The following is a 16,713-nucleotide window of genomic DNA, read 5'->3' on the forward strand; positions in this document are numbered from 1 at the left end:
ATCAAAGAAGGGCGATGCAGTATGTTTCTGCATCGCCCTTTTTTTATGCTAATTTGGCAACATGATGCAACTTTTGTGTTGTTGCCAAGTCTTTCTATTGCTAATACAAAAGTTTTTATTGGGAAATTGATCGCAATTTTCTTACGAAAACACGTTCTCTATGCATCGAACCAGGAGCATACAATGCAACGAGCATTCAAGACAGGCATGAATGGCGTCATCATCACATTTGCTGGAGTATTGGTTTCACAAGCTCATGCTACCTGCAACAGCAACGCACCGGCCAGCGGCGCCTCAGTAATTTGTTCTGGCACTGGCGTAACGCCGGTTATTGCACAGGTTGGCAGCAGCGGCGTCGCCGTCACGCTCGACGCCAGTGTCGTCACCAGCATTCCACGCAGCACCAGTCCGATCGCGTTTAGCGTGGATACCTCCAGCAGTATTACCAATAATGGCAGCATCACCTTGACCGGTGGTGGCGGCACCGGCGGCAATCGCGGCGCGGCGTTGCTGGGTGTGAACAATAATAACCAGCTGACCAATACCGCGCAGGCGAGTATTACCACCACCGGCGCTTTCAACGACGGCATGGCCGCCAACGGCAGCGGCAATACACTGATCAACCAAGGCACTATTTCAACTTCTGGCCCTAGCGCATTCGGGATATCGGCCGCCTGGGGCCAGACCAACCTGGGCCAGTTGAATAACACCATCGGCAATTCGGGGACGATTACGACGGCCGGCAGCAATGCCCGCGCCATCTCTATCCTCGGTGGCAACGGCGTCGTGACGAATAGCGGCAAATTGTCGACCACCGGCGCTAACAGCCCGACCGTGTACATGCAGGGCAATAACGACAAGCTAACCAACAGCGGCACGATCAACGCTTCTGGCAGCGGCTCCGATGCAGTATTTTCCAATACAGTGGGGTCCAGCTTCTTCGCCAGTATCGAGAACCAGGCGGGCGGGCAAATCATCAGCCAGCAAGGTGCTGCGGTCCGCACTCTCAACGGCGCCAGCACCGTCATCAACGCCGGCCTGCTGCAAAGCGGCGCCGGTACTGCCATCTCGATGGGTACTGGACGGAATACGCTGATATTGCAAACCGGCTCGGTGATCAACGGCGCCGCCGACGGTGGCGGTAACGCCGGTAGCACCGTGGTGCTGCAGGGATCGGGCACCGCGTCGAACACGTTCAGGAACTTCGCCACCTTGCAAGCGCAAGGAGACGATTGGACCTGGAGCGGCAATGGTGCTTTCAATGTTGCCCAGATCCAGACCGGTCTATTTAACCTGACTGGGACCTTGGGTGGCGCGACCACCATCTCATCGGGAGCAACGTTGGCCGGCACCGGCGGCACGATCGCGGGCAATCTGGTGAATCAGGGCACCTTGCATCCAGGCGTCGGCGATGGTACCGGAGGCCTGTCTGTGACGGGCAATTTCACCCATGCGGCTAATGCGATATTCCAGACTGAAGCTTCGCCGGTTTCCGCCGGCTTGCTGACGGTAGGCGGCAGCGCCAGCTTACTGGGCGGCACTGTGAATGCCACCATGCTGCCGGGTGCATATCCTGACCAGATACGGCTGCCGATTGTCACGGCGGCGGGCGGCGTCAGCGGTAATTTCGGCCAATTGCAGGCAAATGCAACAGCATTGCTGACGCCGACCCTGGCCTATGACAACGGCAATGCCTATCTGGTCATTACCCGTGCGCCGATCGCGGCAGTGGTCACCAGCGGTAACAATGCGGCGATCGGCCAGGCTATCGATACCAGCCGTCCCCAGGCTACGCCTGAAGAGCCGGCGTCACCTACTGTTACGCCTGCCGGCGTGCCTGTAGCGACCGGCGCGCTGGCGGAGACGGTGAATACGCTGAATTTGCTGGATAAGGCAGAATTGCAAGCAACGGTCGGTAGCCTGACCGGTGGCGTACATGCAACCTTCTCGCAACTCGCGCTACGCGAAAATGATTTGTTCGGCCGCGCGTTTTCGATGCGCCTGGATACCCAGCGCGACGCCGAGCGCAAGACTACCGACAACGGCGTGTGGGTACGGCCTTACGGCTCATTTGGTAAATTGAGCGCTACTGCCGACACTTCAGGCGCCCGTTATCAGATAGGCGGCATCAGCGCCGGTATCGATCGCGTCGTGAGCCCGGACTGGATCGTCGGCGGCGGTCTCGATTATGCGCATTTGCATGCTGACTTCGATGACTATAACGGTAACGGCAAGCTCGACAGTTACAAGATAGGCGCATATGCCAGTTATGCGCCGGGGCCGCTGTATCTCGATGCGATTGTCAGCTATGCGATACAGAGCACTGATATCCAGCGAGACGTGCTGACCGGCACCGGCGCAACCTTGCGTGCCAAGGGTTCGTATGACGGCCGGCAAGCCAGCGCATACGGTGAACTGGGTTATCGGGCGAAACTGAGCAACCAGTTTGTTTTGCAGCCGTTCGCAGCGTTGCATTACACCCGCTTGCGCCAGGATGGATTCACTGAAACCGATGCCGAAAACCTCGGACTTTCCGCTCAGAGCAATACCTTGAATAGCTTGCGCAGCAGCCTCGGCGTCAAGGCCAGCCAGGAATTCCCGCTGTCCACGGGTTCAATTACCCTGGGCGCACAACTGCGCTGGATGCACGAATTCATGGACGCTCAAGCGCAATACCAGGCGACGCTGATTGGTGCCCCGGGTAGCGAGTTTACGGTGAAAGGTGTGGATTTCGGCCGCGATGCAGTGCTGGCAGGCGTTAACCTGTCTTATGCCGCTTCGGCGCGTTTGAACCTGTTTGCAGATTACGATCTGCAAGCGGAATCGCATAATCGGGTGAACCGGATTACGCTCGGTTTGCGTTATCTCTGGTGAGATCGATGCCACCGTCCAGGTGGCATCGATGTTTTCAGCCGGGTCTGAAGATAATCCGACCTAAGCTTTAGTGCGCACCACCGGCATCGACCGGCACGCTGGAGCGTGAAGGCTTGGTCAGCCAGACCAGCGCGATCAACATCAGGAACAATACCGCCGAGATCCAGAAAATATCGGTGGCGCCCTGCGTGGCGGCTTTCACTGTAATCAGGCGCTCGATAGTGGCCCAGGCGGCCGGCTCCGGCATGCCTTGGGCGGTGAGATTATGTACCGCCTCGGTAAACGCCGGGCTATGCGGGCCGGTGAACTCAGTCAGTTGCGAGTGATGCAGCGATGTACGCCGGTCCCACAGGGTACTGGTGATCGAAGTTCCCATGCCGCCGAACATGATCCGCACGAAGTTGGACAAACCTGCTGCCGACGGGATTTTTTCCGGCGGCTGGCCCGACAGGATGATCGAGGTCAGCGGGATAAAGAACATGGCCATCGCGGCGCCCTGGATGATGGTAGGAATCATCAGGGTGAAAGTGTCGACGTTCTCGGTGAACTGTGAGCGCATGTAGAACACCACCGCGAAGATGAAGAATGCCGTGCTGGCAACCCAGCGGGCATCGACCTTGGGCAAGATCTTGCCGATGAACGGCGACAGCAGGATGGCGAAAATACCCACCGGCGCCATCACTTCACCCGCCAGCGTTGCGGTATAGCCAAGAGTGGTCTGCAGCCACAGCGGCAGGATCACCAGGCCACCGAACATCAGGCCGTAGCCGACCGAGATCGCAATCACGCCGCCGCTGAAGTTGCGGCTCTTGAACAGCGTCAGGTCGACCACCGGATGATCGTCGCCCAGCTCCCAGATGACGAAGTAAATGAAGGAGACTAGCGAGACCGCGCCCAATATCACAATAGTCGAAGAATTGAACCAGTCGAGTTCCTTGCCCTTATCCAGCATGATCTGCAATGAGCCGACCCAGACCACCAGTAACGCCAGGCCGACTTTATCGATCGGCAGTTTATATGTCGTCGATTCCCGCTTGTGATAAATCGACCAGGTGGCCCAGGCGGCAAATACGCCAACCGGAATATTGATGTAGAAAATCCATGGCCAGGTGTAATTGTCCGAAATCCAGCCGCCCAGCAACGGCCCCATGACCGGCGCCACCAGTGTAGTCATGCCCCAGAACGCCAGGGCCATGCCGCTCTTGGAGGGAGTGTAACTAGACAGTAGTAACGATTGCGACAAAGGAATCATCGGTCCCGCGACCGCGCCTTGCAGCACCCGCGCCGCGATCAGCACTTCCATGCTGGGAGCCAGGCCGCACAGGATGGACGACAGCACGAACAGGATAATCGACGTAACGAACAGGCGGACCTGGCCGAAACGCTGGGTAAGCCAACCGGTCAGCGGCACCGAGATCGCGTTGGCGACGGCAAACGACGTAATGACCCAGGTACCTTGTTGCGGCGATACGCCCAGGTCGCCCGAGATGGCGGGGATGGAAACGTTGGCAATCGACGAATCGAGTACGTTCATGAACACGGCTAGCGAGAGTGCTACCGTACCCATGACTAGCTTGCCGCCGGTTAGCGGCGGCAGTGGTTGCGATGGCGGCCGCGCTGGCGGCGCCGGTTTTGGGGAACTCATGAATGCATTCCGGTAAGGGTTCGCGTAACGGATGCCGTCGCGACGACGGCACCCGGCAGAAGCTTAGTGATTTTTAATGATTTGCGGCGATGATGCTGGCGATGCGCGCATCGGCTTCCTGACCGCTCTTGTCGAAGACGTCGGTGGTGTAGGCCGGCGCAGTACGCGCGGTGCCTGCGGTCAGCGAAGTGCCTTCGGTCTGGGCTACGTCGACACTGACATCCATCGATACGCCGATACGCAGCGGATGGCTTTCCAGGTCTTTCGGATCCAGCGAAATACGTACTGGAATCCGCTGCACGATCTTGATCCAGTTACCGCTGGCGTTTTGCGCCGGCAGCAGCGCGAAAGCGGAACCGGTGCCAGCCGCCAGGCCGACTACCTTACCGTGGTACTCGATCTTGGAACCGTACAAATCAGACTTCAAGGTGACCGGCTGGCCGATCCGCATATTGTTGATCTGCACTTCCTTGAAGTTAGCGTCAACCCACAGTGCGTTCAGCGGCACGATCGACAGCAGCGGGGTACCGGCAGCAACACGCTGGCCAACCTGCACCGAACGCTTGGCGACATAACCGGTGGTTGGCGCCAGCAATGTGGTACGGGCCAGATTGATATAAGCGTTGCGTACTTGCGCAGCAGCGTTGAGCACGTTCGGATGCTGGTCGACCGTGGTACGGTCGGTCAATACCTTGTTCGACGCCAGTTGCTCGCGAGTGGCTTGCAACGCGGCTTCCGCTCCTTGCACTGCTACTTTAGCGTGTTCCAGTTCTTCCTTGGAGACAGCGCCGGTGCTGATCAGTTGCGAGCGGCGCGCCAGATCCGAGCGCGCCCGATCCAGTTCCGCAGCGCGGGCGGTGACATTGGAAGCCAGGGCGTTGTTGTTGACAAACAACGTACGCACCTGGCGCACGGTTTGCGCCAGCTGGGCTTCGGCCGAAGCCAGTGCTACCTTGGCGTCGGCCTGGTCCAGGTCCACCAGCGGGCTGCCGACCTGCACCAGCTCGGTATCGTCGGTGTGGATCGCCAAGACAGTACCGCCAACCTGCGGCGTGACCTGGACCACGTTGCCGCCGACATAAGCGTCGTCGGTGCCTTCGTAGTGGCGAGCATAGATGAACCACCAGATGCCATAGGCGATCAGGACAATGATAAGCGCGATAGTGACGCCGATCAGCAGACCGCGGCGTTTGCCGTTGCCATTGGTGGCGACAGATGCCGGCGCAGCAGAGGCTGCAGCGGTGGATGGTTCTTGCGGAGTTTGATTTGGTGTTGTCATGATGCGGGTTTCGCAATAAGTGAACGGTTTATTTAGTGAATCGGTTTTCAGTCGAAAGCGATCAGTTTGCCGTGCTTGCCTGAGGAGTGGCGGCGCTGCTTGCATTGGCTTCTGCAGGATTGAGTCCCTCGGCCGTAGCGTCAAAGCCGCCACCTAGCGACCTGATCAGGTTGACGCGCAAATCGGCTCTGCGGGCGCGCACATCAAGTTCGGTTTTACGTTGTGCCAGCCAGCCAATTTGGGTGCTCACCACTTGCAGCATGTTGCCGGTGCCGACCTGCTGCCGTTGCTCAGCCAGTTTCATGCCGCGCTCGGCTGCGTCGACCGCGGCTTGTTGACTCTTGTCCTGGGTTTCAGCCGCACGCAACGACTGCACGCTATCCGCCACTTCGTGGAAAGCGTCATTCAGCGCCTGGTTATAAGTCGCCACCGCGCCGTCATAAGCTGCGACCCGGCCTTTGAGCTGGGCGCGCAATGCACCGCCTTCAAAGATCGGCAGATGGATCGCCGGACCGATGCCGACTACCTTGCTGCCATGAGTCAAGAACTGTGAAAAACCAAGGCTGGAAAAACCGGCCATGGCCGACAGGTTGACGTTCGGGTAGAACTCGGTCTTGGCAACCTTGATGTCGCTTTGCGCGGCTTCGACTTGCCAGCGTGCGGCGACTACATCGGGACGGCGTCCCAGCAACCCTAGCGGCAACTGGTCCGGCAGGGCGATGCTGCTATCCGCAGGCAGCGTCGGCACCGGGATTTTCAAACCGCGATCAGGACCTTGCCCCATCAACGCCGCGATCTGGTTACGGGTCAGCGCGATCGCTTCCTGCCATTGCGACTGCTCCGCACGCAAGTTGGCCACCTGTTGCCGGCTTTGTTGATTATCGGTTTGCGTATCGAGGCCGGCGGCAAAGCGTTGCTGCGTCAGCTTGTCCAGCTTGTCGCGCAATGCCAGCTGCTGATTGGTCAGGTCCAGTTGCGCATACTGGCGTCCCAGCTGCAGCCAGGCTTTCGAGATGCCTGCAGTCAGCGCCAGGCGTGCTGCGTAGTGTTCGGCTTCCGCAGCTTTACTTTGCGATACGGCCGAGCTCAGCTGCGCACCGTGCTTGCCCCAGAAATCCAGGTCGTAAGAAAAATTCAGCGCGGTTTCATAGTCAGTTACATACATGCCGCCGAATGGCGGCGGGTAAATACTGTTCTCGCTGAAGCGCTCACGCGTTGCCGACAGACTGGCGCCGACCTGCGGTTTGCCGGTTGCACCAGCCGCTTCCACCATGGCGCGCGATGCTGCTATGCGGGCAGCAGCGGCTTGCAGATTAGGATTGCTCGCCAGCGCTTCATCGACCAACTGCTGTAGCTGGCTGCCACCTATATTGCTGACCCACGAAGTGGCCGGCCACATGCCGCCTTGTCCAGGCAAGGACGATGTCGATGCATAGTCGTCCGGGCTATTGGAGTGGGCGGTGCTATGGATGCCGCTGAAATTGGCGCAAGCCGCCAGCAGTAGTGCGGCGGCGCTGATGGCAAGGCGCTGGGTGCCGAGTTTTGGCAGGCTGCGTCGGACTGAAGATGGATGAGAGTTCATGTCGTTGTTGATGTGACTGGTTGGTTTAGCGGCCAAGGATAGAGCGACTGCGAGGACTACGAATGACTACGAATGACTATGCCAAGGCTGCTTGTTTAAAAGTAATATTGAATAAATTATTCTTGCTTAGTCAATGTGTTTTTTCTGACGGGGTATTAGAAACGTTATTCGCCAGCAAACGCTTTAGCATCGATTTCAAAAAGCCGATTTCCTCCGCGCTGAAGTCTGAAAAATGCTTGTTCAGTACGCCGCAAAATACCTGTGGCATCACTTTCGATAACGCCAGGCCATCCGCAGTCAGGTGCAATTTCATCAAACGCCTGTCGTGCACACATGGTTCGCGCTTAATCAGATCGCGGGCTACCAGACGGTCGATCATCCGTTTGGTAGAGGCGGCGTCGGTGTACGTGTCGCGCGCCAGATCGGCTGCAGTCGAATACTTTCCTGATGACAACATCAGGATAATAGCGCCTTGCGCATGGGTTATCCCGTATTGCGCCAGGGATTCATCAGAGCTTTTGGTCAGCATGGCGCGCGAGCGCGCCAATAAATAGCCTATGCTCTCTTCAATCTGATACGCATCCAGAGTGAATAGTGGTGGTTTGTTCACGACGCTCTCAACTTATTTCTCAACTTGGTACTTGATTTAATGCACTAATATTCATTGCCTAGGCAAGAATATACTGCAAAATAAAACTCCTTGCTGAGAACACTCTAGAACAGTTATTCAGATCTTGTTGGCGGCTGCTTCATCGGGGCCGGTTGCAAGCGCGGGCAGTTGCACCAGTACAGCCAGGCCGCGTTGTTGATCGCCGGCGGCCAACGTCACCGTGCCTTGTGCTGCGATCACAATTTCCTTGACGATGGCAAGGCCCAGGCCGGTGCCCTCCTGGCCTGGCGCCGCGTTACGGAAAAACCGCTCGAACACGCGGTTGCGTACTTCGGCGGGAATCCCCGGGCCGTTGTCGCTGACGCTGATGTCGACCTGTTCGTGACCGGCCGCGATGGCGACGGTGACCTTGCCATTGACGGGGGTGTAGCGGATGGCGTTGTCGACCAGGTTCATCATCATGGCCGTGAACAAGGCTTCGTTTCCCATCACCCAGGCATGCTGCATTTTTGTCTCAAGTCCAAGGTCGATATTCTTGCGCTGAGCCAGGTCGACAATATCTTCCAGCACCGCTGCCGAGACTGCCATCAAATCCACCGGCTGTCTGAGGAAAGCCGTGGTATTGGAGGCTTCCGCCTGCGACAGCAGCAGCAGCTTGTTGGTCAGCTCGGTCATGTTGCGGCTGCTTTCCTGCATCGCTTGCAGTACTTCGCTGCGCCGCTCTTCGTCGTTCAGTCGGCGGGCAAACTGGATCTGGGAATCGAGCAGAGTCAGGGGTGTGCGCAATTGATGGGCGGCGTCGGTGATGAAGCGTTTTTGCGCTGCGACCTGTGTGTTCAGGCGCTGGATGGTCTGGTTGATCGCTTCGACGATAGGCCGCAGTTCCAGTTGCAACTGGCCAGGCCTGATCGGCGACACAGAAGTGGAATCGCGCGAAGCCAGTTGATCTTTCAGGTGCATCAACGGCCGCAACTCCATGGTCAGGCCAAGCACTACCAGAATCGCGGCCAACAACAACATGGCGACTTGACGGAGCAGGGAAGGGCGCCACAGGTCTGCCACCATCTGGTCGTGGGCGCGGGGGGTCTGTCCAACCAGGATGGCGATCTTGTGCAACTGGCCGGCGTTATACAGCGTACGGACCTGGCTGACCACGCGCAACATCTGGCCATGGTAGTCGATGTCGCTGAAGGCTGGCGTACCTAGTGGAAAGCGCAGCGCCTGCGGGAAGTCGGGCCGGCCGGCCAGCAATCTGTCCTGGTCGGTAATCACCTGGTAATACACCTGGTCCTGTTCCGGAGAGACCAGCAACTCCAGCGCCGCCGGCGGTATGCTGGCATGCGGCACGCCGTCCAGCCACTGGATCTCGCCGGCGATCACCTGCGCCGACGCCAGCAACGCATGGTCTTGCAACAGGTCCGCGGTCTGCCGCGCACTGCGATACGACAGCGCAGCACTGACCGCGACAAATAAAGTCAGCGGAATCAGCAACCACAACAGTAAGCGCAGGCGCAGGCTGATGATCAATTGAGGTCTTTCTGCTTTAGTAGATAACCGAGTCCGCGCAGGGTCATGATGGCGGCCTGGCAGTGCTCCAGTTTCTTGCGCAAACGGTGGATATAGATTTCAATCGCGTCGGCGCTGGGTTCATCGTCGAGTCCGAATACGCCATCCATCAAGGCGCTCTTGGAGACGGTCTTGCCTTGTTTCAGCATCAGGATTTCGAGTACGTCGTGTTCGCGTCCGGGCAGCGCCAGCACCTGGCCGGCAATCGAAAACTGTCGCGTGTTGCTGTCATAGCGCAGGTCGCCACATTGCATTTCTGCGGTCTTGCCGGGCGTTTGACGGCGGATCAGTGCCTTGATCCGGGCGACCAGTTCGCGTACCTCGAACGGCTTGACCAGGTAGTCGTCGGCGCCGGCGCCGAGGCAATCGACTTTCTCGTCAATCGAGCCGCTGGCGGTGAGAATCATGACCGGCACGTTGTTATGCCGCTCGCGCAAGCGGCGCAAGACGCTCTTGCCGCTCATTTTCGGCAGCTGCAGGTCGAGCAAGACCACATCGTAGTTTTCGCTTTGCAGCAGGCGGTCGGCGGCTTCGCCATCGGTGGCGACATCAAGGGTGAACTTCTCTTCCTTGAGTATCTTGCTGAGCCATAGCGCAAGCGGTGGATTGTCTTCGATCAGGAGTAATTTCATGGAAACAGGATAGATTGGTTATGTTGCAGTGCAAGCTAAATTACACGAAATTTAAACGAAATAACGCGAATTTGGAAAGCTGGATGAAAGTTAGCGCACTCTAGAATACGCTCAAGACTGGAGCAACGGCACCCCGCCGCATGTATCCGGTCAATATCCCAATAATAAATGGAGACAACTTAATGCATACCCTCATTCGTGGATCACTGATTTCCGCTTTGCTCGTCGCTGCCGGTGTCGTTGGCGCAAGCCCGGCAATGGCAGCCGATTCAGGAAAAATCACCATCATGGTCGGTGGCATCACCAAGATGATCTACCTGCCGGCCAAGCTTACCGAGCAGCTGGGGTATTTCAAGGAAGAGGGACTGGACGTCGAGTTGCAATCGCAACCGGCCGGCGTGGATGCCGAAAATGAATTGCTGGCTGGCGCGGTGCAGGCGGTAGTCGGCTTTTACGATCACTCTATCGATTTGCAAAGCAAGGGTAAGGAAGTCACCGCGATTACGATTTTCGGCCAGGTTCCGGGCGAAGTGGAAATGGTATCGACCAAAGCCGCCGCTACGATCAAGAGCATGGCTGACGTCAAGGGAAAAACACTGGGCGTAACCGGCCTCGGTTCCTCGACTAATTTCCTGACCCAGTATCTGGCGGCCAAGCACGGTATCACTTCCAGCCAGTACTCGGTGTTGCCAGTGGGCGCCGACAACACTTTCATCGTCGCGATCAAGCAAGGACGCATCGATGCAGGCATGACTACCGAGCCGACCGTGTCGCAGCTACTGAAAACCGGTGAGGCTTCGGTGCTGGTCGACATGCGTACCGTCGAAGGCACGGTCAAGGCGCTGGGTGGTTTGTACCCTGCGTCCAGCCTGTATGTCCAAGGGCCTTGGCTGAAGTCGCATAAGGCTGAAGCCGGCAAGCTGGCACGTGCCTTTGTCAAGACACTCAAATACATCAATACCCACAGCGCTGAGGAAATCGCAGACAAGATGCCGAAGGATTACTACGGCAATAACAAGCCGATGTATGTGCAGGCCTTGCAAAACTCCCTGCCGATGTTTTCAGCGGACGGCAAAATGCCTGTCGGCGGCCCGGAAACAGTACTGTCGGTTCTGTCCGGCTTCAATCCGAACGTCAAGGGCAAGCATATTGACCTTGCTAAAACCTATACCAACGAGTTTGTCAGTCTGGCCAAATAAGGCTGACGCCGCACAAGCTTAACAGCGAATCTTAGTAACAAATAAGTGAGTGGACCGGAGTCGCGCAGCGGCTCCGGTGACGAGACTCGCGCCAACCGGATACGTCGGTGTGGCTACGATAGGCAAAACAACGCATAACCAGGAACTTCAAATGAACCAAGCAACTTACGCGCAAACCGCGGCATCGTCGGCGGCACCTCAAGTTTTGCGGGACACCCCCGCCATCGAATTACGTAACGTGTCGTGCCGTTTCATCTCGCCTGACGGCAAGGCCACGGTAGCGCTGCGTGATTTCACCATGAGCGTGGCGCGCGGTGAGTTCGTCGCTATCGTGGGACCGACCGGCTGCGGTAAATCGACGACGCTGAGCATGATCACCGGGTTGCTCAAGCCAACCGTGGGCGAAGTGCGCATCATGGGCGAACCGGTCAGCGGCATCGATCCGCGGATTGGTTTTGTATTCCAGAACGATGCGGTATTCCCTTGGCGCAGCGTGCTCCACAACGTGGCAGCCGGACCGCTGTTCCGCGGCAAACCGAAAGACGCCGCTTATGCCCTTGCCGAAGAGTGGATACGCCGTGTCGGCCTCGACAAGTTCGCCAATCACTATCCGCATCAATTGTCCGGTGGCATGCGCAAACGCGTTGCCCTGGCGCAGACGTTCATCAACAGCCCTGAGATCTTGTTGATGGACGAGCCTTTCAGCGCGCTCGACATGCAGACCCGCACCCTGATGCAAGACGAGTTGCTGCAGTTGTGGTCGTCGCAATCCGGTTCGGTGGTGTTCGTTACCCATGATCTGGAAGAAGCGATTGCGCTGGCCGACAAAGTCTATGTCTTGACCGCGCGTCCTGCCACCTTGAAGAGTGTGTACGAGATCGATCTGCCGCGCCCACGGGTGATGTCGGAAGTGCGTTATGAACAGCGCTTCATCGATATCTCCCGCAAGATCTGGGCCGATCTGCGCGAAGAAGTGCACATTAGCTAATCCCTGGCTTTATCCATTTACATACCGTTGCCCGGCTTGATATCAACATCGATATCATCCCGGACGGAAGCAAAAAGGCAATTATCATGAATCAAGTACACACAATCGACAAGCTCAGCGCGGCCAGCCTGGCCACTGTTGAACAAGAGGCGCAACGAAAAATCAAGCAACGCTATTGGCTGGTGATGTCACTGCGCGTCGCCATCCTGATTTTTACGCTAGGCGGCTGGGAGCTGGCGGCAAGACTGAACTGGATTGATCCATTCTTCTTTTCGCAACCTTCGCTGATCGTGGTGCAAATCTATGACTGGATCATGGAAGGTACCTCGCAAGGCCCGTTATGGACCCAGGTCCTGGTAACCCTGGAAGAAACCGTGCTGGGATTCCTGATCGGTTCCGTGGCCGGCGTTATTTGCGGTATTTTGCTGGGCCGTAATAAATTGCTGTCCGATGTCTTCAGTATTTATATCCAGATTGCCAATTCGATTCCACGGGTGGTGCTGGGTTCGATTTTCGTCATCGCGCTGGGTCTCGGCATGGCGTCCAAAGTTGCGCTGGCGGTGGTGATGGTGTTCTTCGTGGTGTTCGGCAACGCCTTCCAAGGTGTACGTGAAGCCGACCGTTACATGATTGCCAATGCGCAGATTCTCGGTGCGTCGCCGCGCCAGGTCACGATGTCGGTAGTAATTCCTTCCGCATTGAGCTGGATCCTGGCGAGTCTGCACGTGAGTTTCGGTTTTGCCCTGGTTGGTGCGGTGGTGGGTGAATTCCTCGGTTCCAAGCAAGGTATCGGCCTGTTGATATCAACCGCACAAGGCGCTTTCAATGCCAGCGGCGTGTTTGCAGCGATGATCGTGCTGGCGGTGGTGGCCCTGGCTGCGGACTATTTGCTGACCACTCTGGAAAAACGTTTGCTTAAATGGCGTCCTGTGGCATTCTGAGTTCTAGTAGTGTCTTAAGGTTGCGGCGCATCGTGTTCGATGCGCCGTTTTTTTTGCCCGATTTGCTCTGGCTCTTGCTTAGACTCTTCCCGTCGACAGCCACGTCGCCCAGTCGCTCCTGCCGTTCTTTAGCGCCGTCGCGGCTGCTTTGTGATGGTCGTAGCTGATATTCAGATGCATGACATTCCAGCCATGCGCGGTTTGTTCGCAAATGGCATAACGGGCATGCGGGCTGCCGTTCTCGATGGCGTGGAAGTAGGGCTGGTCGTCGTCGTATGCTTGCAAGCCGACGCTGCCGGGATTAACCACAAGGCGCTCGCCGGAGATCGCATGGGCGCGTGGCTTGTGTGTATGGCCACAAATGATCAGGCTATGCGTGATGCCTGCGGCACGGGTTTCGATATCGGCAGCCGCGGCCATGCGGCAGCCGTGCTGGTCGACCTGCTCAAGAAAATAAATCAAATCGCTGGCCGGCGTGCCGTGGCACATGAAAACCTCGTCGGAGATAACCAGTGTGCCTGGCAATCCTTTGATCCAGTCGCGCTGCGCCTGCGTCGTGTGTTCAAACGCGAACTGATCGCTGGGATGGCCGGCTTGCTGTTCGCAGGCAAGCAACTGGCGCTCGTGGTTGCCGCGAATGGTTGGCAGTTGCAGCGGCATCAATAAATCTGCGGTCGCCGCGGGTTCCAGCGGCCCGGACAGGATGTCGCCGGCGTTGACGATCAAATCCACCCCTTGCTTCCTGATGTCGGCCAGAACGGCTTCCAGCGCCCAGATGTTGGCGTGAATGTCGGAAAGAATGGCGAGTCTCATTGGCGTACCCATCGGCTGGTTTCGCCATGAAAGATGGCGGAATACCACATCATCAAATAAAAACGGGTGCAATTCAACCGAAATTGAATTGCACCCGTTCAGCCGTCCGGCCAGCGCATCTCTGCGCTAGCTATTAGCCGCTCTTACAACATTTTTTACAACATCTCTTACAGCACATCGCTGGCATGATCGGCCAGGCGCGAACGTTCGCCGCGCGCCAGCGTCACATGGCCGCTGTGCGACCAGCCCTTGAAACGATCGACAACATACGTCAGGCCGCTGGAGCCTTCGGTCAGGTAAGGCGTATCGATCTGGGCGATATTACCGAGGCAGATGATCTTGGTGCCAGGGCCGGCACGTGTGACCAGCGTTTTGATTTGCTTCGGCGTCAGGTTTTGCGCTTCGTCGATGATCAGGAACTTGTTGACGAAAGTACGGCCGCGCATGAAGTTGAGCGACTTGATCTTGATGCGCGAACGAATCAGATCCTGGGTGGCGGCGCGACCCCATTCGCCGGCATCCGAATCGGATTTGTTGAGCACTTCCAGATTGTCGTCGAAGGCGCCCATCCACGGCCCCATCTTCTCTTCTTCGGTACCCGGCAGGAAACCGATATCCTCACCGACCGGCACCGTGACGCGGGTCACGATGATTTCGTTGTAGGTCTTGGTTTCCAGCACCTGGGCCAAACCGGCCGCCAGCGCCAGCAAGGTTTTACCGGTGCCGGCCTGGCCGAGCAGGGTGACGAAGTCGCAATCCGGATTCATCAGCAGGTTCAACGCAAAATTCTGCTCACGGTTGCGCGCGGTAATGCCCCACACACTGTTCTTGGCGTGACCGTAATCGCGCAAGGTTTGCAGTACTGCCGTCTTGCCGTTGATCTGGGTGACTTGTCCGTAGAACGCAGGCTCGCCGTTTTTCGGTTCGATGAAGACGAACTGATTGACCAGCAACGACGGTACCAGTGGCCCGCTCAGGCGATAGTAAGTATAGCCGGTGCCATGCTTGTTTTCCTGCCAGGATTCGATGCCCTTGCCGTGCTTGATCCAGAAATCGTCCGGCAATTGCTGAATGCCCGAATACAGCAGGTCGGTGTCTTCCAGCACATGGTCGTTGAAATAATCTTCCGCCGGTAAGCCCATCGCCCGCGCCTTGATGCGCATGTTGATGTCTTTCGACACCAGCACCACCGCACGGCCAGGCGACTCGGCTTCCAGTCCGCGTACGACGCCGAGAATCTGGTTGTCGGCTTTACCAACCGGCAAACCTTCAGGCAGATCGGCGTTTTGCAGCTTGGTCTGGAAGAACAGGCGGCCCTTTGCGTCCTTGTTGCCGAGTTTCGATAAAGGAATGCCATGGTCGATCTGATCGTCCACCACATCGCCCACCAGCGCATCCAGTGAACGGGATACCTGACGCGCGTTACGTGCGACTTCCGACATGCCTTTCTTGTGGTTATCGAGTTCCTCCAACGTCACCATCGGCAGGTAGATGTCATGTTCTTCAAAACGGAACAGGGACGTTGGATCGTGCATCAGGACATTGGTGTCCAGCACGAACAATTTGGTCACGCCGGTTTTGTCGGCGGCGCGACTGGTCATCGACTTCGGTCGGATGTGGCCTTCGGCCGGTTTCGCGGATTTGTCGGCAACGGCACGCGAATTTTCCGCGGGGGCCTTGCCGGTTTTGCGGTTTTCTACGGTTTTGTTGCGCGCTTGTGGAGCAACTTCTTTGTTACGGGTAATCGGTTCAACTACGGCGATACGTGGTTTGACGGCTTTGCCGGCTTCCGCTTTCGGATAATCTTGAACGGACAGTAAAGCAGCGGGTTTGGTCGGTAATTTTGGTAAGGGCATCAGAACCTCGCTTTAAAGATGAAAAAAGTGTTCGCTTTGGTGATAACACGAACCGGACCAAACGGGTGAAGCAACGGCACTACACAAAAACAACAAAATATATTTAGAAAACATCAATGGACAACAGGCTCGGATAGGAATTTACAAATTAAAAAGTAAAAAAGCCGTTTGGGAAGGCCCTCAGGCCTTGTCCGCAAACGGCTTCCAGAAATAATTTTTTTGATTTCAATGACTTACAAACTCCAATACTTCCTCAACATGCGATGGCACCTTCACTCCACGCCATTCTTTCACCAATATGCCGGCGGCGTCAATCACAAACGTGCTGCGCTCGATACCGCGCACTTGCTTGCCGTACATATTTTTCATTTTCATGACATTGAACATGGCGCATAGCGTCTCGTCGGGATCGGCGATCAGATCGAACGGCAGCCCCAGCTTGCCCTTGAAACCCTCGTGAGAGCGAATGCTGTCGCGGCTGACGCCGAATATCAGGGTGTTGTTGCGTTGGAACTCAGCATACATGTCGCGGAATTGGATCGCCTCGGTGGTGCAGCCGGGCGTATTGTCCTTGGGATAAAAATACAACACTATTTTTTGACCGTGGTACTTCGACAACTGGAATGTCTGTTCGCCAGTCATGGCTGCAGAGAAGTCGGGCACGGTCATGTTGATGATGGAAGGATAGGTATTGTCGGCCACTGTATTGTCCTGTTCACTAGATTATG

Annotated in this window: 13 protein-coding genes; 4 read left to right on the top strand and 9 right to left on the bottom strand. The window is 56.9% G+C overall.

Annotated elements, in window-relative coordinates; translation table 11 throughout:
- The first annotated feature begins 183 nt into the window (after positions 1-183).
- On the top strand, positions 184-2,874 hold the full coding sequence (locus tag BM029_RS03025) for an autotransporter family protein (RefSeq protein WP_170850959.1): 2,691 nt from the start codon (positions 184-186) through the stop codon (positions 2,872-2,874).
- Positions 2,875-2,941: 67 nt separating this feature from the next.
- On the opposite strand, the gene BM029_RS03030 is transcribed toward BM029_RS03025, so the two are convergent.
- From BM029_RS03030 to BM029_RS03055, 6 genes are all read right to left on the bottom strand, one after another.
- Positions 2,942-4,519, bottom strand: a complete 1,578-nt coding sequence (locus BM029_RS03030) for a DHA2 family efflux MFS transporter permease subunit (protein WP_244544875.1) — start codon at positions 4,517-4,519, stop codon at positions 2,942-2,944.
- Positions 4,520-4,592: 73 nt separating this feature from the next.
- On the bottom strand, positions 4,593-5,798 hold the full coding sequence (locus tag BM029_RS03035; RefSeq protein WP_092432613.1) for an HlyD/EmrA/EmrK family protein: 1,206 nt from the start codon (positions 5,796-5,798) through the stop codon (positions 4,593-4,595).
- Between the two features lie 61 nt (positions 5,799-5,859).
- On the bottom strand, positions 5,860-7,380 hold the full coding sequence (locus BM029_RS03040) for an efflux transporter outer membrane subunit (protein ID WP_244544876.1): 1,521 nt from the start codon (positions 7,378-7,380) through the stop codon (positions 5,860-5,862).
- A 130-nt stretch (positions 7,381-7,510) separates the two neighbouring features.
- Complete coding sequence (locus BM029_RS03045) at positions 7,511-7,990, bottom strand: MarR family winged helix-turn-helix transcriptional regulator (protein ID WP_092432503.1); 480 nt, start codon at positions 7,988-7,990, stop codon at positions 7,511-7,513.
- Positions 7,991-8,107: 117 nt separating this feature from the next.
- A complete protein-coding gene (locus BM029_RS03050; RefSeq protein WP_092432505.1) occupies positions 8,108-9,517 on the bottom strand; it encodes a sensor histidine kinase in 1,410 nt (469 codons plus the stop codon).
- On the bottom strand, positions 9,514-10,188 hold the full coding sequence (locus tag BM029_RS03055; protein ID WP_092432507.1) for a response regulator transcription factor: 675 nt from the start codon (positions 10,186-10,188) through the stop codon (positions 9,514-9,516). Before BM029_RS03055 ends, BM029_RS03050 begins: the two co-directional genes overlap by 4 nt.
- Positions 10,189-10,370: 182 nt before the next feature.
- On the opposite strand from BM029_RS03055, the gene BM029_RS03060 reads away from it, so the two are divergent.
- From BM029_RS03060 to BM029_RS03070, 3 genes are all read left to right on the top strand, one after another.
- Entirely contained in the window at positions 10,371-11,387 is a 1,017-nt protein-coding gene (locus BM029_RS03060; protein WP_092432509.1) for an ABC transporter substrate-binding protein, read from the top strand.
- A 151-nt stretch (positions 11,388-11,538) separates the two neighbouring features.
- Positions 11,539-12,375: an ABC transporter ATP-binding protein gene (locus BM029_RS03065; protein ID WP_244544877.1), complete on the top strand. Its 837-nt coding sequence runs from the start codon at positions 11,539-11,541 to the stop codon at positions 12,373-12,375.
- A gap of 86 nt (positions 12,376-12,461) precedes the next feature.
- A complete protein-coding gene (locus BM029_RS03070) occupies positions 12,462-13,316 on the top strand; it encodes an ABC transporter permease (protein WP_092432511.1) in 855 nt (284 codons plus the stop codon).
- Positions 13,317-13,394: 78 nt separating this feature from the next.
- Here the strand turns inward: BM029_RS03070 and BM029_RS03075 are convergent, their stop codons facing one another.
- The 3 genes from BM029_RS03075 to BM029_RS03085 form a co-directional block, all read right to left on the bottom strand.
- Positions 13,395-14,129, bottom strand: coding sequence for a metallophosphoesterase family protein (locus BM029_RS03075; protein ID WP_092432512.1), 735 nt, complete (start codon positions 14,127-14,129; stop codon positions 13,395-13,397).
- 167 nt (positions 14,130-14,296) lie between these two features.
- Complete coding sequence (locus tag BM029_RS03080) at positions 14,297-15,985, bottom strand: PhoH family protein (protein WP_092412130.1); 1,689 nt, start codon at positions 15,983-15,985, stop codon at positions 14,297-14,299.
- 225 nt (positions 15,986-16,210) lie between these two features.
- Complete coding sequence (locus tag BM029_RS03085; RefSeq protein WP_092432617.1) at positions 16,211-16,654, bottom strand: peroxiredoxin; 444 nt, start codon at positions 16,652-16,654, stop codon at positions 16,211-16,213.
- Positions 16,655-16,713: the final 59 nt, after the last annotated feature.

Source organism: Collimonas sp. OK607 (assembly GCF_900111995.1).
Classification (GTDB): Bacteria; Pseudomonadota; Gammaproteobacteria; order Burkholderiales; family Burkholderiaceae_D; genus Collimonas.

Coding starts and splice junctions, on each gene's coding strand:
- BM029_RS03040 (WP_244544876.1), bottom strand. CDS start 7,380: ATGAACTCTCATCCATCTTCAGTCCGACGCAGCCTGCCAAAACTCGGC.
- BM029_RS03075 (WP_092432512.1), bottom strand. CDS start 14,129: ATGAGACTCGCCATTCTTTCCGACATTCACGCCAACATCTGGGCGCTG.
- BM029_RS03030 (WP_244544875.1), bottom strand. CDS start 4,519: ATGAGTTCCCCAAAACCGGCGCCGCCAGCGCGGCCGCCATCGCAACCA.
- BM029_RS03055 (WP_092432507.1), bottom strand. CDS start 10,188: ATGAAATTACTCCTGATCGAAGACAATCCACCGCTTGCGCTATGGCTC.
- BM029_RS03025 (WP_170850959.1), top strand. CDS start 184: ATGCAACGAGCATTCAAGACAGGCATGAATGGCGTCATCATCACATTT.
- BM029_RS03060 (WP_092432509.1), top strand. CDS start 10,371: ATGCATACCCTCATTCGTGGATCACTGATTTCCGCTTTGCTCGTCGCT.
- BM029_RS03065 (WP_244544877.1), top strand. CDS start 11,539: ATGAACCAAGCAACTTACGCGCAAACCGCGGCATCGTCGGCGGCACCT.
- BM029_RS03035 (WP_092432613.1), bottom strand. CDS start 5,798: ATGACAACACCAAATCAAACTCCGCAAGAACCATCCACCGCTGCAGCC.
- BM029_RS03085 (WP_092432617.1), bottom strand. CDS start 16,654: ATGACCGTGCCCGACTTCTCTGCAGCCATGACTGGCGAACAGACATTC.
- BM029_RS03080 (WP_092412130.1), bottom strand. CDS start 15,985: ATGCCCTTACCAAAATTACCGACCAAACCCGCTGCTTTACTGTCCGTT.
- BM029_RS03070 (WP_092432511.1), top strand. CDS start 12,462: ATGAATCAAGTACACACAATCGACAAGCTCAGCGCGGCCAGCCTGGCC.